Source organism: Fulvitalea axinellae, from assembly GCF_036492835.1.
Classification (GTDB): Bacteria; Bacteroidota; Bacteroidia; order Cytophagales; family Cyclobacteriaceae; genus Fulvitalea; species Fulvitalea axinellae.
In genome coordinates this window covers 4,222,480-4,247,350 of the sequence record NZ_AP025314.1, presented here as the reverse complement: position 1 = coordinate 4,247,350, position 24,871 = coordinate 4,222,480, and the positions used below count along the sequence as shown (strand labels likewise).

The window sequence follows — 24,871 nt, the reverse complement described above, 5'->3', positions numbered from 1 at the left end:
TATGAAGTATTACAAAGGCGTTAAGCTGGATTTTCCGCCGTACCTGGAATTCGAATGTGTGGCGAAGTCCGTCGAGGAGTTACAAAGAAGGGGACTTACCGTATCCGAGGAGTCGGTTAAACCTGTTGAGGGGGTTGTTTCCGAAAACTCAATACCTGTCACCCTATACGGTGTTTGTGTTATGGATATGGACGCCGACGGCAAACTTTTCCAAAGAGCCTCGGAGGAGATGGACAAGGCCAGAGAGGTGGAACTGGAGGGCAAGAAAAAGGAAAGAATTATCGAGTGCCAGGAATACCTGAAGGAAACGGATTGGGTGGTTACAAAATGCCTTGAATTGGGGTTGACGATACAGGGAAATTACCCTGAGATAGCCCAGAAAAGAATCGAGGCAAGGGAGACTATAAACCATATTGAAGAGTCTTTAGGAGGCGTTTAAATGCTTCCTAAAGACTTGTATCTTTGTGCGTGCGTGAATTTTTCAGGCACGTTTCGTTTTTAAAATGCGTACATTTCGTTTTCCGGATTATACATGCTATTAAAGCCCCAGTGAAATGGCCGCATTATAATCTAACAGAATCGTCTTATATTTAGAATAAAAAGTGGGAAATATGATGAAAATTGATTGCCTTAAGCCGTAGCAAGAATCCATTCTTATAACAGCCAAACTATAAGATTCCTAGCTTGCCTTTACCGGATTGAGAAAACAGTGCGGGCAAGCTGAGAAGCTTACGGTTAGAAAAATCACAAGCACGGATACTTGCGCCTGTGGGGGAAGGTGCTTTCACGTTTGGGGTAGACTCTGTGATTTACACGTCATTACGTACACCTTTTTTATGACCTATTTTAATCACATAAACACCTATTGGGTATAATAATGCTGATGTTATTTCTATGATTTTTTTGATTGTTGAGCTACTATTTTCAATTATTTTATTGATTATAATGTGATAGTTTACAATTAGTGAAATGGAGATACCAAGAACGCTGATTACAATTATTGACTTATATAAATGAGCAAACAATATTCTAAATGCAAATGATGTTGAAAATACAATTGTGATAATATCCAATATAAGTATGGGAATTAGAGTTTTATTGAATGTCAGAATTATAGTTTCCTTTTTTCTTTTAGACTTATATTGTTTAAGGGTTTTATTAGATAAATTACATACCCATAGTGCTTGAATGACAAAAGATAGAATTAACCAATCCTCAAAACTAGCTATTTGAATTCCAGAAAGACTAATAATAAATATAGTTGTAAAAAGTATTTTTTCTATCACTTTTTCTTTGTCTGTTTAAGATTTAGCTATACGTTTTTAGTGTATTTTATGGCTATTATTTAATTCATAATTAAAAACCAATTCTCCCGAAATAGGAGTTATTATCGTTTTCCTTCTTGAGTCTTTGCTAATTATTTCGACTTTTTGTAGTTGGAAGATATCATCTGGTTTTAAATCATACAGGTATTCTAATTTCGAAAAATTCTTTATCAAACCAAATGGAGCATAATCTCCACCTTGACACCTTGTATTTACATGTAATGTATCGGGGTAGTATTTTAACTTAAATTTTTGATTGCCTAAAGAATCATAATATTTCCATTCACCAATTTTATAATGATAGTAACTCATGCAAGCGCCTCCAGTACAGCAATCAACATAATGACCAATTTTATATTCCCCCTCCGATTTTTTGACACCTTTAGAGTGAAACTCTTTCCAAATTCCAGTTTTTAATGAACTTAATTTACTATTCTTTAAAAGAGCATATTTCCCGTAGCTTAATGTATCAATTCCAGAAAGTGTTATCACTAAAGAATCATATTGCGGAATCTCGTTATTGATTTCACCAAAAATATCGGCATATTCAATGTGAATTGTTGTTATTGTTTTAGGGCTACAAGTTATGAAAATAAGGGAAATAAGAATTAATATGTTTTTTTTTATCTCAAAATTAGCCATAACAATCAATAACAGTAATACCGTTTATTTTCACTGATAATTTAACAGTCCGTCCAGAGGAATAACCGCATCATAATCTAGTAACATAACTCCTTATATTTAAATTAAAAGCAGAAAATGTGATTAAAATATAGCTCATCAACTCACGTGAGCCAACGCAACACAAAAATCAACTCGAAAAAATTTCCAAAAAATCAGAATCCCTCTCAAAGAGCTCCCCAAAATACGTCTAAAAAACACCGCTTTCCGAAAAGGCTATTATTCCGGAGACGAAAAAAAGCCCGCCCTTTTCCTTTAGATGGAAAAAAGCGGGCTTTTTGCAATATTTTGGGTAGGGTTATCCGGCCTGCCGGAGTGTGGCGGGTTGTGTTTTCGGTATGGCTTCGGTTTTTGGCCTTTTGCTGTAGCTTAGGCGCAGCGGTTTTTTCTTTGGTATGGGGTCGGCGGGCTTTCTGCCACTGTATATGGCTTCCCGCCGTTCCCGGAATTCTTGCCAGCGCCACCATCTTCGCAGTAGGCGGTGGCATTCCAGGAGGTCAAGAAAGTGGAATGGTTTGTCTTTGGTGGCGAGTAGGGAAGGTAGCCGATAGACATTGCTTCCCATAAATCCGGTGAAGCCCCGGGGGTAAAACTTTATGTCGGAATGCCAGGCTACGAATATTCTGGGCAGTTTGGGCAGATAATCCCGCACGCCTACCCAGCGTTTGTATTCGGGACGTTGGCGGTTGTGGCCTACGCAAATACGTTGGCGGGCTTCGGCCAGGTCTTGGGCCAGGTACGGGTTGTAGCCGGAAATCTGTATGGTATTGCGCTTTAGCTCACGGCTGATGGTGGACGGCGCGCGCCTTAGGAATTTCGCTATAAATCGCGTTGAATATCCCTTGGCGCGCAGGCGCAGGATAAATTCTCTCTCGTATAAAGTAAGGCGTAGGTAAGCGCTCATTCTCCGGATTTTTTACGGGGATTTCCGCAAAATACGGGCCGTTTTGGCATATGGTTTCTTACGTTTGGAACTGTAACAAATATAAAGCTGGCGTTGGTGTCAAGACGTGATGTGGCCGGCGCCTCTTAAACTTGGCGCAGTGGCTTTTGGACTTGTTAGAAACCGGATGCGAGCGGTTATTTTGTATAGCGAAATTTCAGGCGCATTCATATACACTAATAGCCGACGGCCCAAACCGGTTTCCAGAAAAATGAATCCGTTTTTATACTTTCGTATTGGTTTAAGGTTGGTGATGAAATGGCCTCGCGAGTTACGTGTTTCTAGTGCGTGCTGTTACTGCCTTTTTTGACATACCATTTATAAGTCGGGCTTTGAGAAAAATCCGAAATTTTCAGAATGCCTTTACGCATAGCAATATAGAGGCTGTTGTCGTCAATTATAGCTGAGGAAGGGTAAAGCATCCCCCAATAGAATGGAGCTTTCAGAACGGTGTTTAGTTCTTCTTTCCGGTTAAAGCTTACAACATGCTCAGAGCTTACAATTAGTAACTCGTCTTTGTGTTGGATGCCGTAGTCAGGTGAATCGGGTAGCGTAATCTTTTTTGAGATAACCCACTTGCCTTCCTTTTTTAATTCCAAAAGGCATCCTTGGCTTGTCCCTAAATGCGCCAAGCCTTCTAGCGCAAAAATTTTATTATTGAAAGAAATGAATTGCCGAATTCGTTGAGATTGCTCGATAGCATATCCGTGTTCTCCATTATTTGAGATAAAATACAGACCTCCACCAAACTCTCCGGAATTATACCCTAATAGATAACCGTCTTTTACTTTATGAATGTGTTTGACAGTAGACCTTTTATTCAATGTTGACGCTATCTTTTTACTGGAAAAGGGTAATTCGGGAGCTTCAGTTCTTTTGTAAAGGTCTTTTTCTATAATTATTCTTTCGCCAACCTTCTCAATAAGCCAATTGTCTTTTGAGTGGTTGGCTTCATACAATTTATCCCCCAGAGGGAGCGAGTCTAATGTGAAATCATTTAAAGAGTAGTCCTGACCAAAGGAATTGATCGTAAAAAGAGCCAGTGTGATTATTAGTAGGTTTTTCATGGGGTTTGATTAATGGTGAAAAATATAATGATGAGTGCCTTAACTAAAAAGAATGCGCCCGTTTTGTTTTTGTGCAAATAGATATGTTATAATATAGTTGTATTAATTTTATTTTATAATAATTAAGTATAAAAAATATAACTAATAGTATTTTTTGTCGTATTCTAGGAGTTGGTTTTGTAGTTAAAAAAAGCCCATCCTTTTCCGCATAGAGCGGGAAAAGGACGGGCTTTTGTGGGTTGTTGGCACATGATGACCTAATCCAGTGCCTATTTGTCATTTATTAGTTCAATACGCTATTTGAGTGTGTATTGTCCGTTGATCATCTTATTTATTTTCGGTTGAACGATCCAGATTCCGATAGGATAGAACCAAATCATAAAGAATTCTCCTATAAAATCCGAAAACTCCGCTTCACGTTGCAGTTCGGCGGTTTTAAAAGTTTTTGCCGAGAAGTATAAAGTGTGGAGTATGCTGAACATAGAAAGAAAATGTAGGGGGACGATAACGGCGAATACGGTAGCCATTTGCCTTATATCAGGTTCTATGTTATTTGAGATAAAGTCGGGCAAGAAGAATACAAAAAATAACATGATAAGGAAGATGTAAACCACCGGGATAAAGAAAAATATCTTGAACCGTCTAATCTTCATTTTTATATTTTCGGGAATAGTCTTCTGTAGTCCGATGGATACAGACCAAAACCACCCGTAAAATGTACTCGCAAAGATTATGAATATGAGAAAGAGTACGCCCATATAGCTTTGCATAATGAGAGGATCTGGATCTGTGTTGTCGGAAAAATTCATTATCATAAAGAACATCATGAAAAATTGAGAAAGAGCCGGGATCCCAAAAGTTAACGTAAATAATTGCCAATGTTTGGCGTTTAAAAATCTGTCAATCATACTTGTATAGGTTTGTTGAGTTTCAGGCGCTTTCGCCTGTCTCAGCTTTGGGTTGTCGTGTTTTGGCAATTTAAGAATTCTAGCTAGCTTATTCCTTTGAAATCCTAAACCAATGCTCCATCCGCTAAAATCTCATATTGAGGAAATCGTTCCCGTATCCGATGAGGAATTCGACTTTATTCTCGGGCATTTTACTCCCGTACGCAAGCGCAAACACCAGTATCTGATACAGGAGGGAGATTATGTGGATAAGGAATATTGGGTGGTCAAAGGCTGTTTGAAAACATATTTTTATGCCGAGTCCGGCAAAGAGCATATCCTTCAATTCGCTATGGAAAACTGGTGGACTTCCGATTACGAGGCCTTTGTGAAGCAGGGCTTGTTCATAAAGGTCTATCTATTAAAATATTGGTGAATAGAATTTATATCTGCTACGATCTCCTCTCGCATTTCATTCATATTTTCACCAGCGTTCCTTTGGATCAAAATATTCATTACAGCAGTCAAAATACATGAAACACTTTGCTGTATACCAGAGACAAGGCTCCTTAACCCGTCCTCTCCGAAGTTCGTATCCCTCATATTATTGTTTGCCTCTACGGACCAGTGTCCCCTTACGGCGTTAGGCAAGTTGTATTGATCAATAAGACCGGTATTTATATTGCTGACGTAGTATGATGTCTCGCTTGATGTTTTTCCTGTTTTAACGACTTTACGGGTACGGTCTACCCGTATGAAGCAGCTCATCCCCGTATTCGACCAGCGACGCTCCAAGCATCCCGTTTCCACCGGGTAGGTCCGGTATATTCTTGTTTCGATCCTGCCATGGCCCTTTTCGACGGTCTTTTTATAATCCAAACATTCTGATCTCCGCTCCATGTCTCGAAGGTCTTCACGGAGTATTTTCTGGTTCCCTTTTATTTGTGAAAGGTAGACGCCCCGTTTTCCATGGATTCCCTCCAGTAACCCGGAATTATTGTGAAGGGCATCCATCGTATAAGCCGTTCCCGAAAGACCGGATTGAGTTTCAAAATATTCGTCGACAATACCCCGCTCGGAGTCTTTGGTACCCGAATAGTAGCCTACAACCTTGCTGGTTTTATCTTCTTGCGCGGTAACCAGAACCACGCTTTCCCCGCGTTTGTCCCCTGAGGATTTGTCGATACTCCCCCGGAGTTCTTTACCGTCAATCGAAAACCATTGAAGAGCTTGCGGATCTATAGTTTCGTTTGCGTTAAAAGTGGTTTCAGCAACCGCCTTAAGTCCCTGTATATCTGTATCCTTCAGGATTCTTCGGAGTTGAACACGGCTCACACAACACTTACTTTTACCACCTGTGAAATCCCGCCAATAATCGTGATCCCTTTTCATTGAGCGGTGAATCTGTGAGAAATTGAGTTTTCCTCCGCTCCTGAATACGGCAAGCATAAAGCACAGTACGACAAAAGCCAGTTCGTGCTTCTTCCCCTTGGCGTTCCTGTGGTCTACAAGGCTTAGTTGTAACTGGAGGTAGTATTGATTAATTTCGTTTTTTTGGGAGCTTATCCATCAACCGCAAGTTTGTTTGTGGTAATTCAAAATTGCAATTCATGGTGGTAAGCTCCTATTTTCTCAGACGCTTTATGAACAGGCCCTGCTTTGTGAAGGGGACGGTAGCCAAAACGTCGGTTGATTGTCTGGAAGATTGCGAACTGCTCTACATTACCCGGGACAACAGGGAGAAACTCACCTCGGAGATGCATAAGATGGAGCGATTTTGGGCAAAAAAAAGCAAATTGGGACGCATAGCCCAGCAAAACAGAATCCTTTCCCTGCTCAAAAACTCAGCCCGGGAGCGTTATGATTTTCTGATGTCTCAGTATCCGCAACTGATCCACCGCATCCCGAAAAAACTTATAGCCTCGTATCTCGGCGTTTCCAGAGAAACCCTGAGCCGTCTACAATCGTAGACTGGCTTCGTGTGATCTATGTCACGGAAAAGAAGTGATATAAGCGCTTCCCCGTTTATGGCTAGGCCGGGCATCTTTGCGGTGTAATTATTACAAAACACAAACCGCAAGGATATGCCTTTTATCAACATCAAAGTAACGGACACGAATATCACCCTTGAACAGAAACAACGCCTGATAGCCGGAGCCACGCAATTGTTGGTGGATGTGCTGGACAAAGACCCGAAGTACACGCACGTACTTATTGATGAAGTGCCACTTGACAATTGGGGGGTGAATGGGGCGTTACCCAGAAGCGAGGGTAAAACACCCGGCCCAAGCGCTTCATAGTTGCGGATTTTTTTACTGGAACGGGACGGGTATTTCCGTCCTGGAGTTTTTACCGATCTCAATTAACGGGTATATGGAAGAGTCTTATAAGCCTGCGATCATTGCGCTGATCGATGAATATTTCCGTGGAATTTTCTGCGGTGACATCACCGCTTTGGAGAAGGTGTTTCACCCCGATTGCCGTCTGTATGGAGAAGTAGGCGGAAGCGTTTACGCCAAAACGCTTCAAGAGTATTTGCGGGTGGTAGAGGAACGAAAATCACCGAAAAGTCTGGGCGAAAAATTTACGATGGAGATAATGGATTATAATACCCCTGAATTTTCGGACCAGTGTCTTAGTTTAAAAATCACTAAATTATGGGCATGAAAACGAGAACGACACGCAGAAAATTCAGCGCCAAATTCAAGGCGGAAGTAGCGATCGAAGCACTGAAGGAAAGAGAAACCACCCAAGAACTCTGCAGACGGTACGATCTTCACGCCACCCAGATTTCACAATGGAAAAATGAGTTTCTGCAGCGCTCGTCCAGCGTTTTTGAGGGTGGCAAAGATAGAAAAGAACACGAGAAAACGGAGAAGGCGACAGACCAACTGTACAGTAAAATAGGAAAGCTTGAGATGGAAAACGACTTCCTAAAAAAAAGCTTAAAGAAGTTGGGGCGTCTATAGATTTGCGTCTCCTTGTCGACCCCGGGGATAAGCTGAGCATTCGCCGTCAGTGCGACTGTCTGGAGCTTTACCGTTCGTCATACTACTACAGCCCAAAGGGGGAAAACGCGGAAAACTTGGAGTTGATGCGCCTTATGGACCGGCACATGATCGACGAACCCACGGCGGGAGTTTTGCGCATGAGATCAGCCTTGCGTGACCAAGGATTCAACCCTTCCTATGAAAGGGTTAGGCGCTTGATGCGCAAAGCGAATCTCTACCCTATTTACCCGAAAAAGAATCTGAGCAAGCCCGGAGAGGCAAAATACGTTTACCCGTATCTGCTTAAGGAAAAGAAAGTTGTCAGGAAAAACCAGGTCTGGTCGATAGACATCACTTATATAGCCATGGCTAGCGGTTTCATGTATATGACGGCGATTATCGACGTCTACAGCAGGTACATAGTGGGTTGGGGTTTGAGCAATACGCTTGAGGCCGCGGCGTCTTTAAAAGTGGTGCGTGAGGCCGTTGAGATTCACGGTAAACCGGAAATACTCAACAGTGACCAAGGTTCCCAGTTCACTTGCGGGGAATACGTGAACTATCTCAAGAAAGAGGGAATAAACATCAGTATGGACGCCAAAGGCCGAGCCTTGGACAACATTTACATCGAACGCTTTTGGAGAACGCTAAAAAGGGACCATATTTACCTGAATCCGGCCGACAACGGTTTAAAGTTGTATTTGGGGATAGAGAAATGGTTGCGACGCTACCACAACAGGGATCACCAAGGAATCGAGAACCTGAAGCCGGAAAATGTTTTTAGCGGAGCGTCAAAAGCGAAAGCCACCGCGTATGCCCATGCAAATATTGATAAGTCCAAGAAAAAACAGAATGTGAAAGGACTTATCAACATTCACACGGGCTCGACGATAGCGACAACCGTTTAAAATTTACTTAAAAATCGACTTTACTGGTCCTAAGAATCGAGGGTACTATAGTTCACCTTGATTGATTATCGCTCCTGACTTTACCAAAAGTTCTACAAGCGCAATATTTTGTCCGTATACAGAAGCGATCAAAGGAGATAAATTGTCTTGATATCCATTGACATTGACCCCATCATCGATTAGCCTTTTGGCCGGTTCCAAAAGTCCATAACCGCAGGCCTCTATCAATGCTTCGAGTTTTAAGTCTTTATTCATTTTGTCTATGGAAAACAGCGCATGTTGTAAATGTTATCTACCTAGTTTATTTGCAATATTTTTATATTCACCCAATTGAATGAAGTTTAATAAATCTTCAAGAGCATGGTTATTCCCTTTACTTCGAAACCTATCTAATTCTTTAACTATACTACCCTCTAAATTGGAAGATACTGGGACTAGCTTGTCATCATAATAAATAGAGCCAACTAAAGAAGCTGTATTAATAATAAATCTGTCAAACGGATATTCAAACACAATTTTGTGTTCTATACCATCCACTCCTTCGTAAGTAATTGTAGTTCCTCCGCTTAACCAATCATGTATATTGATGATTTTATTTATCGATATAAATTTCTCTTGCTTTCGGTTAATTTGTTTAATTCGTTCGTTGTCTAGCTTGTGCAAATCGATGTTTTTGCCCCAAATTGAATGGGCTAATATTTTTCTGTAATTGATTGTTTTATTTGAGCTTGTTGTGAAAAAGTTGAAAATTTCAATACACTCTTCTCCCTCTACATATTTCTTTAGATTAGACATTTGACTATCAATGATAGCAAGAAACTCTTTGTCAGATAGTTCAAAAAGGATGTTTTTTATAAATATTGTTTCGAGATCCTTAGGTAATATATTTCTCGACATAGTGTTTTCGATTACTTATAATGAAGGTGCTGATAATGGCTTATCGAACGTAGTGAGTTATGGTTTTTTAGCGCATGTTGGGCCTTTCTATTTTGTTAATTTCAATTTTATGTTTTTTTGCGTTAAACCCACCAAGGAATATTTTCATTTGAAAAGTATTCGTCTATTTCATCAAAATCTCCTGCTTCTTTACAGTCTTGAATGTATTTAAACAGTTCTTCTGAGTTATCATCCGACTTTAAGTTCTTTAAATACTTGAGAGTAATGTCAACGCCTGCAAAGACAACTAATTGAATATCTACTAAACAAGAAGCATCAAAATCAATAGTTTTTGCTTTCCAAATTACCAAACAATCTTCTACATGTTTGTGAAGTCCTACTAGGTAGGATGCGAACATTATATTTTCACCATCACCAATATTATAATTTTCTTTTTGTCTGTTCTCGATGACAAATGCTAATAAGTCTAATGCAAATTCTCGATTTGGTTTTTTCCTAAGCTCCTTAACAGTATTTTCTCTGTTGGACTCAAGTATCATTGAAAAGTCATTCTCACTTAATCCCTTTGACTTATCGTATTTATTTATTAATTCAGTTGTCTTCATTTATAATTACGCCAACGTTTAATGCATTTTTACATAGTGTTATGCAATTTTTTTATTTGATTCTAGAGCCTTTTCAATTCACCGTTTTTAACGTTCATTTCAAAAGATTCTTTTTCCTCAGTTTCTGAGGAATTGACCTCAAACTTAACTATATGACCTTTTAACTGCTGAATTGAAGTAATCCACCATATGTCATTTGGTTTCCTGAAATATTCTTGAAATTGTTTAGTTCGTTTGTCATATTCAAATTCTTCTAAGGGATTCTTAATCCAGTATACAATAAGACCACAGCCACCTACGACACAGTATGTTTCATCTTTAGAGATAATAGCACATTCAGGGTCGCCGTAAAAATCACCAATTGTTACAGATTTTTTTTTGAATCCATAATTTTTAATGAAGGATAACTCAACAGTTTCATATTCACTTTCAATTATAATATTTTTAGACTTGGCCAATGTTTGCATTTTATCATTGTTCATTTAAACTATGCATTATTCTCTTTATTGAGAAAACCAAATTTCACACCTTCTGGAACAACAAAAAAATCACCCTCATCTGTCATTGATAGATAGGTGGTTTTTCCTTTTCCTTCAGGGTTCCATCCATTTTTTATAGCAAATAAAATTGCTTGTTCTATTGTCTTAGGTCGTATTTCAAAGTGCCATTTATAAGGGTCAATATACAATATGCTTTTAGTCAACTTATTTGAATGAACCTTAATGCGGTTTTCGTTAAGGCCATCAATAGTATTTCCATCAAGAACCCAAAAGTAAACTTCTTGATTTACTATAATTTTTCTTTTAATCGCTCGGCTCATTTTTAATTTTGCATAACAGTCAATAACAGTAATACCGTTTATTTTCACTGATAATTTAATAGTCCGTCCAGAGAAGTAATCACATCATAATCTAGTGACATCACCCCTTAAATTTAAATTAAAAGCAGAAAATATGATTAAAATATAGCTCGCCAACTCACGTGAGCCAACGCAACACCAAAATCAACTCGAAAAAATTTCCAAAAAATCACAATCCCTCTCAAAGAGCTCCCAAAAACACATATAAAAATCACCGCTTTCTGGAAAGGTCACCATTCCGGAGACGAAAAAAGCCTGCCCTTTTCCTTTAAATGGAAAAAAGCGGGCTTTTTGTAATATTTCGGGCAGGATTATCCGGCCCGGCGGTGTGTGGCGGGTTGTATTTTTGGTGTGGCTTCGGTTTTTGGGCTTTTGCTGTAGCTTAGGCTAGGCCTTCGTTTTTTCGGGGGCGGTTTTATTTTCTCGCCGTTTTGGATGGCTTTTAGCTCGGCGCGGAACTCTCGCCAGCGCCACCAGCGCCGGAGTAGGCGGTGGTGTTCGAAGAGTTCGAAATAATGGAAGGGCTTTTCGTCTGTGGTGAATAGGGACCTGAGCCGGTACATTTGGCTACCGATAAAGCCGGTAAGGCCACGGCGGTAAAATTTGTCGTCGGAATGCCAAGCTATAAACACCCGGGGCAGTTTTAGCCGGAAATCGCTTACGCCCACCAGACGTCTGTATTCCGGGCGCCGGCGGTTGTGGCCTACGCATATGCGTTGGCGGGCTTCGGCGAGTCTGTGCGCCAAGTCGGGGCAGTATCCGGAAAACTGGATGGTATTGCGCTGAAGCTCCCGGCTGATGGTGGATGGCGAGCGCCTCAAAAACTTTGCGATAGCACGGCGCGATTCGCCCATTGCCCGTAGGCGCAGGATCATATTTCGTTCGTGCAAATCAAGTCTTCGGTAAGCGCTCATTCTCCGGATTTTTTACGGGGATTTCCGCAAAATACGGGCCACCGATATTATTGGTAAACCCGCACCCAATCTATAATCATCCGTACGGGCAGGTGCTCGGGATTGACATCACCGACCCAAGAGCCTTTTAACTGTTGGTCTATCAGAAGATAGAACGGCTGGTCGTAAGGCCATTGGCTGGAATCGACGCCTTTTAGGGCGGGATAGCTGAAGGATGGCTTGCCGTTGAGCGTAAAAACCAGCTTGTCCGGATACCACTCAAGGCCAAAAGTATTGAACACGCCGGGATCGAAAGCGGCGGTGCCACCGTGCGGAGGTTTTTTCGTTTGCTTAAGGTTCAGGGTATAATGCGAATGCGTGGTTTGATAAATCAGGCTATCGAAGTTCAGATGCTCCATTATGTCTATTTCGCCGTTTTTCGGATACTCCCCGTATTTATTTTGTTCCGCCAGCATCCATATTGCGGGCCAAGCGCCTTGGGCGCTTTCCAGCTTCGCCCGGATTTCCACTTTTCCGTATTGGTAAGCGAATTTTCCTTTGCTCCATATTCCGCCCGTCAGGTACGGACGCGGGTCGGATAGAGTATCGGGATTGTTTATGCCGAGAAGGTGAAGCTTTCCGTCGGAAAATTCGAAACATCTGGGATCATCGCTCAAATGTTTGCACCAAGCGGCTTCGCATTTGGGAATTTTTGTCCATTTGGTCGTATCAAGGCTAGGGCCGTTGAATTCGTCGGACCATACTAGTTTCCACTGGTCTTTGCTTCGTCCGTCGTTTTGGAGATAGATATACGAATCGATGATTTTGGAAGGCTTTTCGGTACAGGCGAAAAAAGCCAGTGCGGTAAAAAAGTAAACCGTAAATACAGAACGAAATTTCATGTGCGAGATATTAAAAGTGTTCGGTAACTGAAATAATACTTTTCCAATTTACCGTTTGCTTCAAATTGTAAATATCACATATGATGAAATCCGTGTCAAAAAGACGCTGTTACCCTTTACGACGCATCTTGAAAATTTGCTGGGGTTCTGTAATTTGATCGATAAAAAGCACTAGAGTGCGATACAAAAAAAGTTACGCTTGGTTCAGCGTAACTAGTGGCGTTTGGAAACGCCCCTTCAACTTAGTCCGAAAAGTCCGGTCGCCTTTCCAATTCCGTTTTCTCCGCCGGTTTCAAAAAAGAAGGCCAACTGCCATTGTTGGGTTTTTTCCGCCTGCTTGTTTCCCGCTTTATCCCAAGGCGGATACACCCTAAAGCCCCTTTTGCCTTCTTTTTTGTCTGTTGATAGGATTCCGTTTTTTATCAGTGCGGTTTTCGGAAAAACGAATTGGCCCAGCCGGTCTTTATCTTCCACCGTTATGACATAAAAATCTATAGGGTCGGACACGTGAAACGGCTCGGTGATATCTTCTTGGTTTCTTTTCCAGAAAGTCACAAACTGTCCGGCCTTTTTGGGAGTCACCTTCCCGTTTCTACTGATTATTTTTAAACCGTTCAGTTCAAACCGGCAGGCATGGTACTCCTTGCCCTCACTTTCCGTGCGGACGTTGGAAATCACTAAGCCACACTTACTGTAAACTTCCGTATTGATTCTGCTCAGGCTATTATTCATATCCCTATTATGATTTCTTCCCTTCCACTTTTTCATACAGCGTGGCGGGGATACCCGCTTTTCTGTACTTGTAGGCGGTCACTTTATTTATGGGTGGATCAAAATCGACGGGGCCTTCGGGGTATACGTTTTTTGTCAATCGGTCAATCAGCGTTTCGCAGAAGTCGAACCACTCGCCATTGTGTTCGTTACGTTTGTTTTCGCCGGTAAAAACAGATAGGCCTCCGGCCAACCAAAATAAGGTAAGTGCCGTGCCCTTGTCGCAATACTGGTTGTTGGCGATAGCTATAGGGAATTCCATTCCGTCATTCCAATTATATATCTCGGCGCATTCCTTGAGAAAAAACGGATTGCTTGATTGCTCGACAGACTCCGTCCATTCCTCTATTTCCGTATTGCCGTAGGCCTTATGGAATTCTATCAGCCGTGTTTCTTCCCCGTTCAGCGTTTTATATTTCGGGTTTTTCAGATTCCCAGCGTTATCAGGTGTTTTACCTTATGGTAAGTCAGCGTCGCTTTTATGCATTCCTTTAGTTCCGTTACGGGAATATCCTGGTCAAGCTGAAATATGATTGCCCGATTTCCTTCGTATTCGAACCGGTCCTCAAATACGGCCCTAAACGTTTCCACGAGCCGGCTTGAACATTGGAAATACATGGCGTATTGATCGGGGCTTTTCCTCTTCCAGTCCATTCGGAGCGTGCTTCCGTTTTTCGTAACGAAACTGGGCTCGCCCCATTTCAGCGTTTCCTCCAGTTTGTCAACGCCGTCCGTTTCTTTGGCGGTTTCTATCACCAACTTTTTCAAAAAAAGCATTTTATCCCGCACACCATCAGGGTAATTGGCGAATACCTCGTCTACTTTTGGATCTGTTTTATGCGTTAGGTTTTTCATTGGTTTTGACAATAAAGAGTGTTCTAAGCCAGTTTCTTTTGAAGTTCCTTTAGCAACAAAAGCTTTTCCTTTTTGGCTAAATCATTATTATGTCCGTGTAAAGCATACTGAATTTGGCGATCATTATTTTTGCACCATTTTAACATTCTATAGATGCCACTTTTCGTTATTATGCCATTACCATTTTCGAATTTAGGAGGAGATGATAAATGGACAAGTTTTGTATAATCTCTTAAAGCAAGCACAACTTTTCGATTGCTCTCTGGCTGTTGTAAACCGTATTTCAAGAAATGTGTCTGGTTAGAGCAAACAACTTTAACTTGAAAGCCATCAAATTCTGTTTGATCCTGTTCTTCAAAGACCCACCACAGATATTCGTTATCGTTAATCCTTATACGGCTTTTGTTTTTCTTGCTTATAGCCATCTCTATTACCTCGGTTAATTGTGATGTAGCTGAACAGCTTTTAATATATTTTCATTTACCGCCCCAACCAATCAGCCCTAAACAACTCATACCGCCGATCCACACAATCGTCCGAATCATTAAAAAACTCCTTTGCCGGCGACATAAATTTTTCCAGAATCTTTACCGAGTTCAGGTTTCTGGTATCCACATCGGCGGTGATTTTTTCCATTCCCATTTTCCCGAATCCGAATTCGATCAAGCCTCTGGTAATTTCCGTTCCCAAACCCCTTCTCCAATACTTTTCCCTTAGCCGGTAACCGATTTCGTCCTCGTTTTCGTCGTTTTTCAAAAAGGCACAAAGCCCTATGAATTCTTTTCCGTCTTTGATCTCTATCGCCCACACTTTCGTGTCGGTTTGGCTCATATCCGTATTCAGGAAATTTTCCAAGTGAGCGTCGCTTTCTTCCCGGCTCATCACTTCTCTCGGAATAGGGTTCATAACGTTCGGGTTGCCCATCATATCGAAATAATGGTCAGCGTCCGCCGGCATCAGCTCTCTGGCGGCGAGTCGTTCTGTTGTGAAAATGGTCATTTGAGTTATCGAGTGTTTTATGGTATCGTAAGGTCTTTTCTTGTTTCAAGAATAGATCTGGCGGAATTCCCGTGATTATCGACAGTATCCAAACCAAAGCCGTGGCCGAGCAATAGTTTTATATTGTTTTCGGTTTTTCCCTTCAGTTTTAGCGTGTGCAATAGCAAGTCGTTCCCGTTATTGTCCCTTAGTTCCAAAAGCGCTTGCCTTTCCTTTTTCAGGAAGATTTTGAGCATGGTCTTTTCCCGCGCTATTCTGAAAATACTTTTTGGGGAATTCAGGAATTGCTTTCGGAGCCACTTTGAATCATTAATGGCCTGGCATATTATTTTCCTGTTTGATGCCGTAGATAGCATTATGCCGATTACCTTGTCAATCTCGTCTTTGAGAACAGAATTGTAATGGCTAAGGTCAAAACGCCTTGAGAAAATACCTTTCCTCGCGTCGGCGTATTGCAATAGGTCAGCGCGCAACGATTCCGCACTCAAAACGATTTTTACGAGCAGTGCTGTAAAGGATTCGATTTTTGAATAATGGCTTTCGTATTCGTTAAAAAAACGCTGGAAAAAACCACCGCTATGGTATAGAAAACAATAGGTGTAAAAGCGAAGCAGGTTTCGCTCATGGTGCTTTCCTCCGTTATTTACGTAGTGCGTATAATGAAATCCGATATCGAAAATAAACTTAGACCAGAATTCGTAAGAACTCCCCGCCTGTGCGGTTATTTTGTATAATAGTTGTTCGGCAAAATCGCTTCTTTTCTTGGTTTCTGGATTATCGGGGTGGTTGGGCAAATAAAACGCCCTGAAGTATTCGTAAAATATTAAATGGATTAGAGTGTCCCCGCCATTGCCCACATAAAACCGATTGGTGAGAAAAGCGTCCCCCGCTTCTACGGTTATGTTCAGCGCTTTGGCCACCGTATCCGGCAATTCGATTCCTTCCTCGGTTTTATATATTAGCCATTCCCGAAGGGCTTTCGCCAAATTTGGTTGACTCGTCAGTTCATAGTCCTCAAAGGCTGTGGTTGTCGCTCCTCGTTCAAGCATATCCTCCAGCTCGTCCACATTTTCCGCTCCTTCGTAAACTATCTTCATAAACAGAGCGCTGAAATTATTGTCCAGCGCTTCCCGCTCTTTCTCGGAAAGTTTGGCCCGGATCTGATCTCTACGCTCTTTGCGTGATAGAAAACTCTTTCGTTCTTTCAGGAATTCAATATGGATCTCCTCGTATGTTTTGCCCGTTACGGTTAGCATTAATTCGGTTTTAAAAAATCGTAGATGGTATTGATTTGTCTGTGGATCGAAGTCAGTTCACTTTATAGTTCCCGTTTGCCCATTTCACGGTCGGGACGATCCATTCTTTAAATGGCTTGAACAAAAAACCGTGTCCCATGCCAGTATTCAGTTTTATTTCTTCAAAATGGCGGATATCACAAGCCGAAGTTTCTTTTCGTTCCAAGGCTGAGACTCCGAACGGATCCGATTTTTCGTAAATCGTAAGGATATTTCCACAAAAGTTAATCTCCGGAATGTCTTCGATGTCACTGTTTTGGAAACATGCGACAAAAACGAAATTCAAATCCGGGTTATTGGCGAATGTCGATACGTATTGGGCTATATATCCTCCTTTTGAAGTCCCGACGACCGTTATTTCGCTCGGTTTGACTCCGCTTCGGATCAAGCTGTCAATTTGTTCCGTAACACCGATGGCGTATTCCCGGGCATTTACGTTCCCGTTTCTGATTTCGCTAATGACCTTAAATCCGCTGTTCTTAAATTCCGATAAAATTTCCCGGTATTCCATTCTGCCAAACGTCGGGTGGAGTTCATCAAGTCCGTGGGTTTCCAGAAATCGGTTATGGATAAAGAAAATATACCGGTCGCCACTTTTCGCTACGCCGGTGCCCGAGATCAATAAAAACAGGAGGGCGATTATCAGTTTCGCTTTCATCGGTTTTTGGTATGGCCGTAATTGTCCGGCTTTAATGGCTTAAGGATTGGGTTCGGTATTCTGATAGAAGTTAAGGTCTTTATTTCTTTTGTTATAGACAATCTTTTTTGGGGAATAGATAATGCGTTATCGCTTTTGGTTATTTATCTGATTTTGTCGAAACTTTTCCTGGTTCGCTTTCCTGAGCTGTTTTAGGTCTATCCCGAATTCTGATAGTCTGTATTCCAGATTAGTCAAGATATAATCTTTTTCGACGGGGAATCTGAGCGCTATATTCTCGTAGTGAGGCAGAAGCTTATTGTTTTTTACGCCGGACAAGGCTTGAAGCGAAGAGTGTACCACTTGGTTCGAACGGTCGTTCAATCCCAGAATAAAGGTTTCCAGATAATCTTCCTTTTTCATCAGTTTTCCGAGCGAATAGACGGCTGTTGATCTGATTTCCTCATTTTCGTTTTTTATAAACCCGGCGATTAGTTTTCCGTAATCGAAAGCGCATCCTTGAAGAATATAAGTGAGGAAGCGGAAAGTGTCCGGTTCGGTAACTCTTGGCATTAGACTGACCGTAAATTCTTTCCAGTCGGAAATATTAGGCTCGTCGTACCAGTAGATAAATTTAAAAGTAGCCAAGAGGTCCTTTTCGCCAGCTTCGGCCAAATAACTTTTCCACTTCGGATGTTTGTTTTTGACTATAATCTGGAGTGATAGTCTGTAAATATCGCCCTCGGCGTTTTCCATCGTTTGGCTAATGGTATCCAATACGGAAGGGCTCAGCTGTTTTTTTCGCAACAACCCATAAAGCGCTTCAATTTTGGTATTCTTATCGGCGCTGTGGCGAAACGTTTCCAGAAGTTTTTCTTCTGGCCCGCCCATGGTGTACCCAAACCAGCTCGCCGTATCGCAGATAAGGTCTCCGGAGATGACTTCATCGAGCCACCTTTCGTACCAATCCAAAAAATTGTCTTCGAAAGTAAAGCGCGGCTTCTGGAAATCCATATCCATATTCACCACTTTTCCCCGATATTTTCCGGCCAGAACCATACCGTGGAGGTAAGTACAACCTTGGGAGCCAATGGGCAAAATACCGCCATAAATACGGCCGATTTCTTCCTCGTACTCATCGTCCGAGATGTCGTCGCTTTCGGCTTTTTCGCTGATTTTTTCCCAATCCTCGTCGGTGATGCCAGGCCAAAGCGTACAATCTTTTTTGAGGTACATTTCGATATCGTCGTACATCAGATATCCCACACCTTTATCGAAAGGATATATGCCGTAAAACGGCCCGGCGCCTGATGTTTGGAAACCGCTACCGCCATTGCCCACTTGTAGGATAAAAGCCTTGAAACAATCGGGCAGGCTGACGGAATATTTTTTTTCGAAAGCCATCACATCTTCCGCATTGGCGGGCGATCCCAAGGAATAGTTGTGACTGTCGGCGCCAAACACTTTTAGGTCCGGATCGGCTTTGGCTGCCTTTGGCAGTTTCGATTTTATTCGCTTTATCTGTTCAGAGTATTTTTCCATTCTTGGTATTTGGCAAATGATTGGCGGAGTACGGTCGGGCCTTGCGAAAGTGATATAGGGGAATAAACAAAAACGCGAACTCCGCTATTGAGGTCCGCGTTCGGTCAGTTTTTCGTTTACGGAAAAGGTCCCGTTAACTTAAGGGCCTTAGCCTTCCCAAGAAAATCCGCAACTGTGGCAAATACTGGGTTTACGCCCCGCTAATAGCGCCAACAGGCCGAGTGGGAAAAAACAAATAGCAACGATGATTTGCCAAGTGGCGAAACCGCCTCTTTTTGTAGGTTTACTACATTTTGGACAAGAAATTACAGCCATGATTTACTACTTAACTAAAAATTTATTAACCAATTAATTATAATAATCGCCAGAATCAGCTGGCTAAAGTATTTCGAAAAGAGTGTGATTTTTATCGAATAGTCTTTCTTGACCAAGGCCATCGTTCTCAGGGGTATTTGTATGAGAAAAAACGTGGCCACGGCCAAACTTGTGGGATTCAGGGACCAAGCGCCGGCGAAGTTGCCCTTTGACATTTCGCAAAAGGCTCTTGTCGTACCGCATACGGGGCATTCCACTCCGAATAGGCGGTCTATAAGACAAAAATGCGGAACCAAACCGATTAACTCTAAAAAGGAATCTTTTAGCACCAAAAAGATAACCAGAAGCAGGATATTGCTGGCCAGTACGTTAAAATCATACCGGACACCAACGTCTTTTATAAAGCCTCTAAGTAATTTGTTTGGGAAAAAAGCGATTTCCATTATATGCGATAGAGTTCCAAAAATACCCGATTATAGCCCAAAATGGGGTTTTGCGGATAGTTGATAAAAATCAATCAAGAACCCGCAATGTATATACTTTAGAAACTTAAAACAAGGCACGGTTAAAAAGAGGATCTATTCCTAAAAGCTTAGGATGGAAAGTCTCCATACAAAAGCCAACAGAAGTAAAACTCGGTGACGCCAGCCCGCGGAACGACCTATTCAAAGTGCTTTGATAATGTTGCCTTCCAAGCGCTCAGTTCGAATTTGTCGGCTATTTTTCCTTGTGGATTAATAAGGAAGCAGGTTCTGGAACTGAAATCTTCCCTGTAGTTTTTTCGCATGCTCGGATTGTCTTCCGCAATTATAAACTTTCCGTCTAGGCTCAGCTTTTTGATAAGCTGTTTGAGAGATTCCCGTGAATTTTCCACCCCGACAATATCAAAGCTGGATCCGTATTTTTGTTTTAGGTCCTTAAAGTATCCGTAATTTTCCTCACGGTCACCGCAAGCGGTTAGATTAGCTACCAATAAATATTTCCCCTTAAAGTCTTCCGAACGGACCGAATCTCCGTCGATTGTCCGGCTTTCAAAATCGGGGGCCATAAACCCGACTTGCGTCCCGATTTTGTCGCTTATGTCTTTCTCTTTTATCAGCGTAACCAAACTGCCGTCATTCGAAACGTTTTCCAATCTGAAAAAACTGTCGCCCAATTTCAGGTATTCCCCCTTTTCGATAATCTCGCTGGTAACCACGGAATCTTTCTGTACGCCGTTTTGGCTAACAAGCGCCAGCATCGGGTTTTCGAAACAGAAGCGAAAAAATGGCCCTCCGTTTACGGCTTCAATTTTATAGGTGTTGTTGCCAATGGAAAATGACGATTCCAAATGGTGCGCCACTGAAAACATCAAGGGATCTCCGCCTGTATTAATCCAGCCGGAGGTTTTGGTTAGCTTGGATCCGTTATAGATGCTGTATTGGCATTTTATAAGTTCAGGCCGTTTGTAATCATAATTTTTGAGTAGCCGGACAGAGTCGTCCCTGAAGTCCTGATTGTTATTTTCGTCAACAACGAATACTTTTTTTCCGTCTCTTTTCGCCAATAGTATATTTATCGTATTCTCCTCGGTTGTGGGTAAGTTCGCCGTATCAATATTCTGTGGGAAGTTCTTCACGAGAAATTTTGGAAGATACTCCGAATTATTCTTTTTGAGTCTTTTGTATCGGGCTGGTTTAGTGTCAATCCGCGCACTTGCGATTTTTATGTCATGGAGGTTTTCGGGGTAAATTACTGGAAATTCACGGTGATCGGCCGTGTCTTGCGTTACAATTCCGTAAGCGACGGAATAGTTCAGCATGCCATAACCTTTCGCTTTGTTCGTTTTCAGCACCAGCGTGTCAACTTGTGCGCTGAATTGGTTGAGCGTTTCTTTTTTCTGTGGATTACATCCAAAAAGTATAATAAAAAAGAAGAGTGAGATATTTAAAAATGGTCTCATCGTAAAGAGTTATTTGTGGTACAGTCTTGTGTGGAATGAAAAATAATATAATAAAACTATTTGGAAGTTTTTGTATTTATAGGTCTGGGGAAAAGTACTATTCTGTTGTAGTAGCTTTAATTGAATCGATCTTCGCCTGCAGTGTGTCTCTGATAGATTCCATAGAGCTGGACATAATCTGTTCTTCTTGTCTTACTCGTTCTTTTTTCTTTTGGAACGAGTAAGTGCGATGCAGTAACTGAAGTACAGATACGATTACTATTACGACACCGATGAAAGTATATTTCTTGGTATTTTTTTTAATGGATGGCTTATTGGGCCCTGAAGGTGAGGTCATTTTTTCAGGATTTAAAAAAGTGGAGTGCTAGAAATTCTAAATGACTAAAAGCTCAGACAGAGTATTGTTCCTTCTAATATTGTCTGAGGATTCGGGATTCCTTAGCGGGATTATGTTCACGGCACCAAGTGTTGACTTCGCTTATATATTTCTTATTTCTGTCGTCAGTGATTATCATTTTACAGTGCACTTTGTTTGGGGCAATGTTACCGTACCTTGCGATTGGTTCGTTCGGGTATCCTGTTAGGGTCAGTTCAGCGCTCTTAAAAAAACTTGGTCGCAATCGTTTTTTCTTTATCTGTCGAGATATCCATTCAGAGTATTTTGAAATCAAAAAAGCGAACTCCTGATTAGCTGGATCTATTTTTTGTTTGACGAAATCGATTTTTAGCCTCATTGTCCCGGAGTTGAGCATATGGGAATACAGTTTTCCAATACCCCAGTATCCATCGACGTCGTTATTTCTGCTGATAAAAGAACAGACGAGACCGTTCGCTATATTTTGAAATTCATTTTTTCGGGACATATCGCTTGCTTAAAGTTTTTTCTTCGACTATAAACCGGTTCTCGTGGGCATTTGGGCTGTTAAACCAGTTTAGCCCTAAAAAAGAAGGTTGCTGTACTCCGGATTATCTTTCATATCTTCAAAAATCCAGACAGTCCTATCCAAAAACCACATTTTGCCCAAAAACACGCATATGGTGCCCGAAATTGCCTGCCACGGGTTTAGCTGGTATATCCCGATAATGATTAGGACAAGGCCTGTAAGCTGTACCGAAACGAGGATGTTGATCGCTCGGTTGTGATGTGTGGGTATCGGGGTTTTCTTTCTGTTGATCCATATTTTTTCGCCCAATACGGCTTTTGATGCCCAGTTGTTGGTGGTCTTCGGTGCAGGAAAAAACGAGGGGTTGATTATGGTCCATATAAAAAGTGTGGTTAGCGGAGCCAGACACCAAATGCCGATCCATTCTTTGCTCCAAATAGCCAATACAATAAAAGGGAGCAAAGGGGCCCGGGTCCATACGCTTTTGGGGTTGGCGTGCTTTAGCCAATTCTCATCATTCAAACCGAAAAGCTTAGCGAGTTTTTCTTCCATGATTATGGGGTTGTTTTTCGGAAACCTGCGAGTGAATATTCTGGATATGAAGAAAGGGCCGTAGAAGGGAGCTCACTCATATTTCTGCCATACAGTGTATCTCCGTTCGTAAACGTTGTTGCAGTATTTACATCTTTGGTTTTTATGTTTATACCCTTTTTCTCTCGCCTGTTTCGGGTTGCTAAGGCCAATGTATAAATCGGAAACACCAGGAGTTGCAGATATCAGAGCTTTGTTTTTGCATGTTTCACAGATAACACTTTCTACAAACACTCTGATGAGATCACTTTCTATTTTTAATAGTTCGATAAAAAGCATGCGTCCATTGTATACGCTCAGACAACTTTTTAACTCTGGGTATTGAGCATTTCTTTCAATCTTATATCTCAATAAATCGGTTTGAAAAACATTGTGGTTATAGAATTTTCCTTCGTTTAGGATCTGTACCCACTGCTTTGAGGTTGGGCAAAAAAGCTCTTGGCCATCGAGCGTTATCTTTTTTATATCAGGGTCTGTCACGGACATTGAACGATTAATATGGAAGGTTAGAGCATCTATACTTTACTGTTATTTCTACTTCTTAATATCTTCACGATCCGCCTATAAACAATCTCCGAAAGGTTCCAGTGGTATCCTTCAAAATACGTGGTGTTGGTAAACTGAATCACGACGGTGTCTAGGTCTTTATGGTATTTGGCTATGCTTTGGTAGCCAGGGACTAGGCCGGTGTGTTCAAAAGCGTAGATGGAGGAATAAATCTCCCGTTCGCCTTCCCTAAATACCGAGCCGTCGTTCAGTGCCCTGATAAACTTGCCTACGTCTTCGGCGGTAGCCAGCATTCCGTGTTTGTCGGTTTTTAGGTCGGCGTGATAGCCTACGTGGTATCCGCTCATGACCTTATCCAAATCCACCTCTTTCAGTGACGCAAAAGTATTGTTTAGCCCCAGTGGCTTCAGTATATTCTCCTTGATATATCGGTGGTGGCCGTAGCCCAAGACTTTGTCCATAATTTCGGCTAACAACAGATAGTTCGTATTGCTGTATTCGTAATCGGTATCTGGGACGAAGTTGGCTGGCAAACCGAGGACAAGTTCCAGCTTTTCTTTGTTGGTATCTTTGGGAGCTTCCCAGTAATGGTGGGTATCGGTATAATTCGGAATCCCGCTCCGGTGGCGAACCATCATCCGCAACGTGATTTTCTTGGCATTCTCTATTTTTCCTGCCAATTCCGGAAAATGGTCGGCGAGGGTTTGGTCCAGAGACAAACGGCCTTCTTTCACCAATTTGGTTATGGCGACAGCTGTATACAATTTGCTGATGCTGGCTATCTTGAACAAGGCGTCCGGCTTGGCCGGAATTTTTTTGTACCTATCGTGCCAGCCCGCCGTGAAAAATTCAGGTGACTTTCCCGCTTCGTCCACGTATACGATTATTCCCTCGAATCCGTGGTCTAGGGCTTCTTCGGTCTGTTGCTGGACGGTTTCGGGAAGAGGCAAAGTCCAAGCCCGCACCAAAGGCCAAGGGACGTAAAACAAGGAAATAACGGTTCCCAGAAGGAGTACGGCTCTTAGGATTTGTTTTTTCATCGGATTCGGTTTAGCCGATATAACTATGTTTGGTTATGGTGTTGCGAATTAATATTCCTGTTGACGCGTTTTCCTAACCGTAGAGGGGGAACGATAGAAAAGCCGTTTTCATATTCAATTCCTCTCCGAGGAAACGCTTTCGCAGAATGCGATTATATGCCCGTCTATATCGGAAATATATCCAACTTTGTCTCCCCAATCCCTGTCTTTCAGATCGTCAATTTTATTTCCGCCGAATTTGATGCCTCTTTCCAGGTATTCCTTCGCTTCGTCTACTTTTAAGTAAAGCTCACACCTCGGGATCCCTGCCCCTTTATTTGGGTGAGGCATCTTTTCACCGATTATTTTTGCGATTCCGTTTTCGGGCATTAAGCCTAATTTCACGGAATCGGATAATCTGAACTCGGTCATTCCCGGAACATCCAAGCTGGGTTTCATCTGAAAGAGTTGCTCGTAGAAGCGTTTGCTTTTTTCCTGATCGGCGACGTATAGTATAAATTCGATTTCTTTCATCGTTACCGACATTTATATTTTGG

General features: G+C 41.8%; 34 protein-coding genes. 7 read left to right on the top strand and 27 right to left on the bottom strand.

Annotation, left to right across the window (positions count from 1 at the left end):
* The first annotated feature begins 1 nt into the window (after window position 1).
* Window positions 2-439, top strand: coding sequence for a hypothetical protein (locus AABK39_RS16215; protein ID WP_338392380.1), 438 nt, complete (start codon window positions 2-4; stop codon window positions 437-439).
* A 370-nt stretch (window positions 440-809) separates the two neighbouring features.
* On the opposite strand, the gene AABK39_RS16210 is transcribed toward AABK39_RS16215, so the two are convergent.
* From AABK39_RS16210 to AABK39_RS16190, 5 genes are all read right to left on the bottom strand, one after another.
* Complete coding sequence (locus AABK39_RS16210) at window positions 810-1,286, bottom strand: hypothetical protein (RefSeq protein ID WP_338392379.1); 477 nt, start codon at window positions 1,284-1,286, stop codon at window positions 810-812.
* Between the two features lie 36 nt (window positions 1,287-1,322).
* Window positions 1,323-1,967 (bottom strand): hypothetical protein, encoded by a 645-nt coding sequence (locus AABK39_RS16205; protein ID WP_338392378.1) that lies wholly within the window; start codon window positions 1,965-1,967, stop codon window positions 1,323-1,325.
* A gap of 337 nt (window positions 1,968-2,304) precedes the next feature.
* The gene (locus AABK39_RS27760) at window positions 2,305-2,910 is read right to left on the bottom strand and encodes a helix-turn-helix domain-containing protein (protein WP_421825141.1); all 606 of its coding nucleotides are present in this window, start codon (window positions 2,908-2,910) and stop codon (window positions 2,305-2,307) included.
* A gap of 320 nt (window positions 2,911-3,230) precedes the next feature.
* Window positions 3,231-4,016, bottom strand: coding sequence for a hypothetical protein (locus tag AABK39_RS16195; RefSeq protein ID WP_338392377.1), 786 nt, complete (start codon window positions 4,014-4,016; stop codon window positions 3,231-3,233).
* A 296-nt stretch (window positions 4,017-4,312) separates the two neighbouring features.
* Complete coding sequence (locus AABK39_RS16190) at window positions 4,313-4,669, bottom strand: hypothetical protein (protein ID WP_338392376.1); 357 nt, start codon at window positions 4,667-4,669, stop codon at window positions 4,313-4,315.
* A gap of 367 nt (window positions 4,670-5,036) precedes the next feature.
* Here AABK39_RS16190 and AABK39_RS16185 point away from each other — a divergent pair, with 367 nt between their 5' ends.
* Entirely contained in the window at window positions 5,037-5,339 is a 303-nt protein-coding gene (locus tag AABK39_RS16185) for a Crp/Fnr family transcriptional regulator (RefSeq protein WP_338392375.1), read from the top strand.
* On the opposite strand, the gene AABK39_RS16180 is transcribed toward AABK39_RS16185, so the two are convergent.
* Window positions 5,318-6,352 carry an ISAs1 family transposase gene (locus AABK39_RS16180; protein ID WP_338391371.1) on the bottom strand — a complete coding sequence of 345 codons (1,035 nt, stop codon included), beginning with the start codon at window positions 6,350-6,352 and terminating at the stop codon, window positions 5,318-5,320. The two genes, AABK39_RS16185 and AABK39_RS16180, sit on opposite strands and share 22 nt — an antisense overlap.
* Window positions 6,353-6,513: 161 nt before the next feature.
* Between AABK39_RS16180 and AABK39_RS16175 the strand changes: the two genes are divergently transcribed.
* From AABK39_RS16175 to AABK39_RS16155, 5 genes are all read left to right on the top strand, one after another.
* The gene (locus AABK39_RS16175) at window positions 6,514-6,873 is read left to right on the top strand and encodes a Crp/Fnr family transcriptional regulator (RefSeq protein ID WP_338392374.1); all 360 of its coding nucleotides are present in this window, start codon (window positions 6,514-6,516) and stop codon (window positions 6,871-6,873) included.
* Window positions 6,874-6,987: 114 nt separating this feature from the next.
* A complete protein-coding gene (locus tag AABK39_RS16170) occupies window positions 6,988-7,203 on the top strand; it encodes a tautomerase family protein (RefSeq protein ID WP_338392373.1) in 216 nt (71 codons plus the stop codon).
* A gap of 73 nt (window positions 7,204-7,276) precedes the next feature.
* A complete protein-coding gene (locus tag AABK39_RS16165; RefSeq protein ID WP_338392372.1) occupies window positions 7,277-7,570 on the top strand; it encodes a nuclear transport factor 2 family protein in 294 nt (97 codons plus the stop codon).
* Complete coding sequence (locus tag AABK39_RS16160) at window positions 7,567-7,872, top strand: transposase (RefSeq protein WP_338392371.1); 306 nt, start codon at window positions 7,567-7,569, stop codon at window positions 7,870-7,872. The genes AABK39_RS16165 and AABK39_RS16160 overlap by 4 nt, the downstream gene beginning before the upstream one ends.
* Window positions 7,873-7,874: 2 nt before the next feature.
* Complete coding sequence (locus AABK39_RS16155; RefSeq protein ID WP_338392370.1) at window positions 7,875-8,801, top strand: IS3 family transposase; 927 nt, start codon at window positions 7,875-7,877, stop codon at window positions 8,799-8,801.
* Window positions 8,802-8,846: 45 nt separating this feature from the next.
* Here the strand turns inward: AABK39_RS16155 and AABK39_RS16150 are convergent, their stop codons facing one another.
* From AABK39_RS16150 to AABK39_RS16050, 21 genes are all read right to left on the bottom strand, one after another.
* Window positions 8,847-9,056 (bottom strand): ankyrin repeat domain-containing protein, encoded by a 210-nt coding sequence (locus tag AABK39_RS16150; RefSeq protein ID WP_338392369.1) that lies wholly within the window; start codon window positions 9,054-9,056, stop codon window positions 8,847-8,849.
* Between the two features lie 33 nt (window positions 9,057-9,089).
* On the bottom strand, window positions 9,090-9,698 hold the full coding sequence (locus AABK39_RS16145; RefSeq protein WP_338392368.1) for a hypothetical protein: 609 nt from the start codon (window positions 9,696-9,698) through the stop codon (window positions 9,090-9,092).
* A gap of 122 nt (window positions 9,699-9,820) precedes the next feature.
* Window positions 9,821-10,303 (bottom strand): hypothetical protein, encoded by a 483-nt coding sequence (locus AABK39_RS16140; protein ID WP_338392367.1) that lies wholly within the window; start codon window positions 10,301-10,303, stop codon window positions 9,821-9,823.
* Between the two features lie 62 nt (window positions 10,304-10,365).
* Window positions 10,366-10,785 (bottom strand): hypothetical protein, encoded by a 420-nt coding sequence (locus tag AABK39_RS16135; protein WP_338392366.1) that lies wholly within the window; start codon window positions 10,783-10,785, stop codon window positions 10,366-10,368.
* A 5-nt stretch (window positions 10,786-10,790) separates the two neighbouring features.
* The gene (locus AABK39_RS16130) at window positions 10,791-11,123 is read right to left on the bottom strand and encodes a hypothetical protein (protein ID WP_338392365.1); all 333 of its coding nucleotides are present in this window, start codon (window positions 11,121-11,123) and stop codon (window positions 10,791-10,793) included.
* A gap of 350 nt (window positions 11,124-11,473) precedes the next feature.
* A complete protein-coding gene (locus AABK39_RS27755; RefSeq protein ID WP_421825140.1) occupies window positions 11,474-12,076 on the bottom strand; it encodes a helix-turn-helix domain-containing protein in 603 nt (200 codons plus the stop codon).
* A 47-nt stretch (window positions 12,077-12,123) separates the two neighbouring features.
* Complete coding sequence (locus tag AABK39_RS16120) at window positions 12,124-12,957, bottom strand: glycoside hydrolase family 16 protein (RefSeq protein WP_338392364.1); 834 nt, start codon at window positions 12,955-12,957, stop codon at window positions 12,124-12,126.
* Between the two features lie 237 nt (window positions 12,958-13,194).
* On the bottom strand, window positions 13,195-13,689 hold the full coding sequence (locus AABK39_RS16115) for a MepB family protein (protein WP_338392363.1): 495 nt from the start codon (window positions 13,687-13,689) through the stop codon (window positions 13,195-13,197).
* Window positions 13,690-13,696: 7 nt separating this feature from the next.
* Window positions 13,697-14,077 (bottom strand): DUF4274 domain-containing protein, encoded by a 381-nt coding sequence (locus tag AABK39_RS16110; RefSeq protein WP_338394698.1) that lies wholly within the window; start codon window positions 14,075-14,077, stop codon window positions 13,697-13,699.
* A gap of 77 nt (window positions 14,078-14,154) precedes the next feature.
* Entirely contained in the window at window positions 14,155-14,583 is a 429-nt protein-coding gene (locus AABK39_RS16105; protein ID WP_338392362.1) for a DUF1801 domain-containing protein, read from the bottom strand.
* A 23-nt stretch (window positions 14,584-14,606) separates the two neighbouring features.
* On the bottom strand, window positions 14,607-15,008 hold the full coding sequence (locus tag AABK39_RS16100; protein ID WP_338392361.1) for a hypothetical protein: 402 nt from the start codon (window positions 15,006-15,008) through the stop codon (window positions 14,607-14,609).
* A gap of 55 nt (window positions 15,009-15,063) precedes the next feature.
* On the bottom strand, window positions 15,064-15,582 hold the full coding sequence (locus AABK39_RS16095; RefSeq protein WP_338392360.1) for a GNAT family N-acetyltransferase: 519 nt from the start codon (window positions 15,580-15,582) through the stop codon (window positions 15,064-15,066).
* A gap of 17 nt (window positions 15,583-15,599) precedes the next feature.
* The gene (locus AABK39_RS16090) at window positions 15,600-16,838 is read right to left on the bottom strand and encodes a hypothetical protein (protein ID WP_338392359.1); all 1,239 of its coding nucleotides are present in this window, start codon (window positions 16,836-16,838) and stop codon (window positions 15,600-15,602) included.
* A 52-nt stretch (window positions 16,839-16,890) separates the two neighbouring features.
* Complete coding sequence (locus tag AABK39_RS16085; protein WP_338392358.1) at window positions 16,891-17,535, bottom strand: alpha/beta hydrolase; 645 nt, start codon at window positions 17,533-17,535, stop codon at window positions 16,891-16,893.
* A gap of 126 nt (window positions 17,536-17,661) precedes the next feature.
* Window positions 17,662-19,056, bottom strand: coding sequence for an SMI1/KNR4 family protein (locus AABK39_RS16080; RefSeq protein WP_338392357.1), 1,395 nt, complete (start codon window positions 19,054-19,056; stop codon window positions 17,662-17,664).
* A gap of 329 nt (window positions 19,057-19,385) precedes the next feature.
* The gene (locus AABK39_RS16075; RefSeq protein WP_338392356.1) at window positions 19,386-19,814 is read right to left on the bottom strand and encodes a DUF2752 domain-containing protein; all 429 of its coding nucleotides are present in this window, start codon (window positions 19,812-19,814) and stop codon (window positions 19,386-19,388) included.
* A 218-nt stretch (window positions 19,815-20,032) separates the two neighbouring features.
* Entirely contained in the window at window positions 20,033-21,313 is a 1,281-nt protein-coding gene (locus tag AABK39_RS16070) for a TlpA family protein disulfide reductase (RefSeq protein ID WP_338392355.1), read from the bottom strand.
* A gap of 938 nt (window positions 21,314-22,251) precedes the next feature.
* A complete protein-coding gene (locus tag AABK39_RS16065; RefSeq protein WP_338392354.1) occupies window positions 22,252-22,749 on the bottom strand; it encodes a DUF6653 family protein in 498 nt (165 codons plus the stop codon).
* Between the two features lie 72 nt (window positions 22,750-22,821).
* The gene (locus AABK39_RS16060) at window positions 22,822-23,274 is read right to left on the bottom strand and encodes a hypothetical protein (protein WP_338392353.1); all 453 of its coding nucleotides are present in this window, start codon (window positions 23,272-23,274) and stop codon (window positions 22,822-22,824) included.
* 29 nt (window positions 23,275-23,303) lie between these two features.
* On the bottom strand, window positions 23,304-24,335 hold the full coding sequence (locus tag AABK39_RS16055) for a serine hydrolase domain-containing protein (RefSeq protein WP_338392352.1): 1,032 nt from the start codon (window positions 24,333-24,335) through the stop codon (window positions 23,304-23,306).
* A 114-nt stretch (window positions 24,336-24,449) separates the two neighbouring features.
* Window positions 24,450-24,848 (bottom strand): VOC family protein, encoded by a 399-nt coding sequence (locus AABK39_RS16050; RefSeq protein ID WP_338392351.1) that lies wholly within the window; start codon window positions 24,846-24,848, stop codon window positions 24,450-24,452.
* Between the last annotated feature and the right edge of the window lie 23 nt (window positions 24,849-24,871).

Bases quoted from the DNA above. Each gene is read 5' to 3' on its own strand.
- AABK39_RS16215 (WP_338392380.1), top strand. From the start codon at position 2: ATGAAGTATTACAAAGGCGTTAAGCTGGATTTTCCGCCGTACCTGGAA.
- AABK39_RS16205 (WP_338392378.1), bottom strand. From the start codon at position 1,967: ATGGCTAATTTTGAGATAAAAAAAAACATATTAATTCTTATTTCCCTT.
- AABK39_RS27760 (WP_421825141.1), bottom strand. From the start codon at position 2,910: ATGAGCGCTTACCTACGCCTTACTTTATACGAGAGAGAATTTATCCTG.
- AABK39_RS16195 (WP_338392377.1), bottom strand. From the start codon at position 4,016: ATGAAAAACCTACTAATAATCACACTGGCTCTTTTTACGATCAATTCC.
- AABK39_RS16190 (WP_338392376.1), bottom strand. From the start codon at position 4,669: ATGAAGATTAGACGGTTCAAGATATTTTTCTTTATCCCGGTGGTTTAC.
- AABK39_RS16185 (WP_338392375.1), top strand. From the start codon at position 5,037: ATGCTCCATCCGCTAAAATCTCATATTGAGGAAATCGTTCCCGTATCC.
- AABK39_RS16180 (WP_338391371.1), bottom strand. From the start codon at position 6,352: ATGCTTGCCGTATTCAGGAGCGGAGGAAAACTCAATTTCTCACAGATT.
- AABK39_RS16175 (WP_338392374.1), top strand. From the start codon at position 6,514: ATGGTGGTAAGCTCCTATTTTCTCAGACGCTTTATGAACAGGCCCTGC.
- AABK39_RS16170 (WP_338392373.1), top strand. From the start codon at position 6,988: ATGCCTTTTATCAACATCAAAGTAACGGACACGAATATCACCCTTGAA.
- AABK39_RS16165 (WP_338392372.1), top strand. From the start codon at position 7,277: ATGGAAGAGTCTTATAAGCCTGCGATCATTGCGCTGATCGATGAATAT.
- AABK39_RS16160 (WP_338392371.1), top strand. From the start codon at position 7,567: ATGAAAACGAGAACGACACGCAGAAAATTCAGCGCCAAATTCAAGGCG.
- AABK39_RS16150 (WP_338392369.1), bottom strand. From the start codon at position 9,056: ATGAATAAAGACTTAAAACTCGAAGCATTGATAGAGGCCTGCGGTTAT.
- AABK39_RS16145 (WP_338392368.1), bottom strand. From the start codon at position 9,698: ATGTCGAGAAATATATTACCTAAGGATCTCGAAACAATATTTATAAAA.
- AABK39_RS16140 (WP_338392367.1), bottom strand. From the start codon at position 10,303: ATGAAGACAACTGAATTAATAAATAAATACGATAAGTCAAAGGGATTA.
- AABK39_RS16135 (WP_338392366.1), bottom strand. From the start codon at position 10,785: ATGAACAATGATAAAATGCAAACATTGGCCAAGTCTAAAAATATTATA.
- AABK39_RS16130 (WP_338392365.1), bottom strand. From the start codon at position 11,123: ATGAGCCGAGCGATTAAAAGAAAAATTATAGTAAATCAAGAAGTTTAC.
- AABK39_RS27755 (WP_421825140.1), bottom strand. From the start codon at position 12,076: ATGAGCGCTTACCGAAGACTTGATTTGCACGAACGAAATATGATCCTG.
- AABK39_RS16120 (WP_338392364.1), bottom strand. From the start codon at position 12,957: ATGAAATTTCGTTCTGTATTTACGGTTTACTTTTTTACCGCACTGGCT.
- AABK39_RS16115 (WP_338392363.1), bottom strand. From the start codon at position 13,689: ATGAATAATAGCCTGAGCAGAATCAATACGGAAGTTTACAGTAAGTGT.
- AABK39_RS16105 (WP_338392362.1), bottom strand. From the start codon at position 14,583: ATGAAAAACCTAACGCATAAAACAGATCCAAAAGTAGACGAGGTATTC.
- AABK39_RS16100 (WP_338392361.1), bottom strand. From the start codon at position 15,008: ATGGCTATAAGCAAGAAAAACAAAAGCCGTATAAGGATTAACGATAAC.
- AABK39_RS16095 (WP_338392360.1), bottom strand. From the start codon at position 15,582: ATGACCATTTTCACAACAGAACGACTCGCCGCCAGAGAGCTGATGCCG.
- AABK39_RS16090 (WP_338392359.1), bottom strand. From the start codon at position 16,838: ATGCTAACCGTAACGGGCAAAACATACGAGGAGATCCATATTGAATTC.
- AABK39_RS16085 (WP_338392358.1), bottom strand. From the start codon at position 17,535: ATGAAAGCGAAACTGATAATCGCCCTCCTGTTTTTATTGATCTCGGGC.
- AABK39_RS16080 (WP_338392357.1), bottom strand. From the start codon at position 19,056: ATGGAAAAATACTCTGAACAGATAAAGCGAATAAAATCGAAACTGCCA.
- AABK39_RS16075 (WP_338392356.1), bottom strand. From the start codon at position 19,814: ATGGAAATCGCTTTTTTCCCAAACAAATTACTTAGAGGCTTTATAAAA.
- AABK39_RS16070 (WP_338392355.1), bottom strand. From the start codon at position 21,313: ATGAGACCATTTTTAAATATCTCACTCTTCTTTTTTATTATACTTTTT.
- AABK39_RS16065 (WP_338392354.1), bottom strand. From the start codon at position 22,749: ATGGAAGAAAAACTCGCTAAGCTTTTCGGTTTGAATGATGAGAATTGG.
- AABK39_RS16060 (WP_338392353.1), bottom strand. From the start codon at position 23,274: ATGTCCGTGACAGACCCTGATATAAAAAAGATAACGCTCGATGGCCAA.
- AABK39_RS16055 (WP_338392352.1), bottom strand. From the start codon at position 24,335: ATGAAAAAACAAATCCTAAGAGCCGTACTCCTTCTGGGAACCGTTATT.
- AABK39_RS16050 (WP_338392351.1), bottom strand. From the start codon at position 24,848: ATGAAAGAAATCGAATTTATACTATACGTCGCCGATCAGGAAAAAAGC.